The sequence below is a fragment of the Bradyrhizobium sp. Unk1 genome (assembly GCF_059512345.1).
Genome location: NZ_JCAMOP010000174.1, coordinates 1 through 1,240, shown reverse-complemented (window position 1 = coordinate 1,240; position 1,240 = coordinate 1). Strand labels below are relative to the sequence as shown.

At 65.0% G+C, this 1,240-nt stretch carries 2 protein-coding genes; both read left to right on the top strand.

What is annotated here, in order from left to right; genetic code table 11:
• The first annotated feature begins 110 nt into the window (after positions 1-110).
• A complete protein-coding gene (locus AC5ZFO_RS47940; RefSeq protein WP_254106640.1) occupies positions 111-971 on the top strand; it encodes a tyrosine-type recombinase/integrase in 861 nt (286 codons plus the stop codon).
• A gap of 20 nt (positions 972-991) precedes the next feature.
• Positions 992-1,240, top strand: a 249-nt coding sequence (locus tag AC5ZFO_RS47935; RefSeq protein ID WP_496124258.1) for a transposase zinc-binding domain-containing protein, incomplete at its 3' end; no start/stop codon positions are given.

Here is a 1,240-nt window from a genome sequence, read left to right as displayed (position 1 = left end):
GGATTGAACGAAGCCGCTGCCGCGGCGTGAGGGGCAAGGTGGCGTAGATCGCCTCCTGGCTGAGAGGATGTGGGTGTTGGAGCCCACCCCCCTCAGACAGGAGTATCGAGATGGCCGATTTGAGCCCTCTTCGCCGCCGCATGATCGAAGACATGACCGTCCGCAATCTGTCGCCGGCGACGCAACGATCCTACATCAGCGCGGTTTCGAAGTTCAGCCGCTATTTTGGCCGATCGCCTGACCGGTTAGAGCTGGAAGACGTCCGCGCCTTCCAGGTGCATCTGGTCTCGACCGGCATCTCATGGCCGGCGCTGAACCAGATCGTCTGTGCGCTACGGTTTTTCTACGGCGTCACACTCGGCGAGGCGCTCATCCCGGAGCGCATTCCCTATGCGCGAGAGCCGCGCAAGCTGCCGGTCGTGCTCAGCGCCGACGAAGTGGTTCAGTTCCTCGAGGCCGTGTCCAGCCTGAAGAGCCGCGCCGCGCTCACCACGGCCTATGCGGCCGGACTCAGGGCCTCCGAAGTCGCGGGACTGCGGATCGAAGACATCGACAGCGCCCGCGGCGTCATCCAGGTGCGCCACGGCAAGGGCGCGAAGGATCGCAACGTGATGCTGTCGCCCCAGCTGCTGGGCATCCTGCGCACCTACTGGCGGCTTGCCCGGCCGCGGCTTTATCTGTTCCCGGGTCGTGACCAAGATCATCCGATCGATCAGACCGTGTTGCACGCCGCCTGTCGGTCGGCGGTGAAGGCTGCGGGCCTGACCAAGCGCGTCACGCTGCACACGCTGCGCCACAGCTTCGCGACGCATCTTCTCGAGAACGGAACCGATATCCGGATCATCCAGGTCTTGCTCGGGCACAATAATTTGTCGTCGACAGCGCGCTACACGCAGGTCGCCACCGATACGATCCGGGCGACGCAGAGCCCGCTCGATCGCCTGTCGCTGGAGGTGACGCCACCTCGATGATCCGCGGCCGGATGCGGGTGATGATCCGCCCCGACAGCCGCTCCAACAGGCCCGCCATCGAGATTGCCGATATTCTGCGCCGGCATGGCGACACCTATCGCCGTGACCGTGCCGGTCATCTCGGTCGGGTCGAACGGCGCGTGATGAGCGCGATCGTGGCGTGCCGGACCGAGGCGCTCGGCGGCCACATGGAGGCTTGCGACGACTGCGGCACGACACGCGTCGCCTATAATTCCTGCCTTATGGGCAAAGCCGGTAATGGGGAGCTG

Bases quoted from the DNA above. Each gene is read 5' to 3' on its own strand.
- AC5ZFO_RS47940 (WP_254106640.1), top strand. From the start codon at position 111: ATGGCCGATTTGAGCCCTCTTCGCCGCCGCATGATCGAAGACATGACC.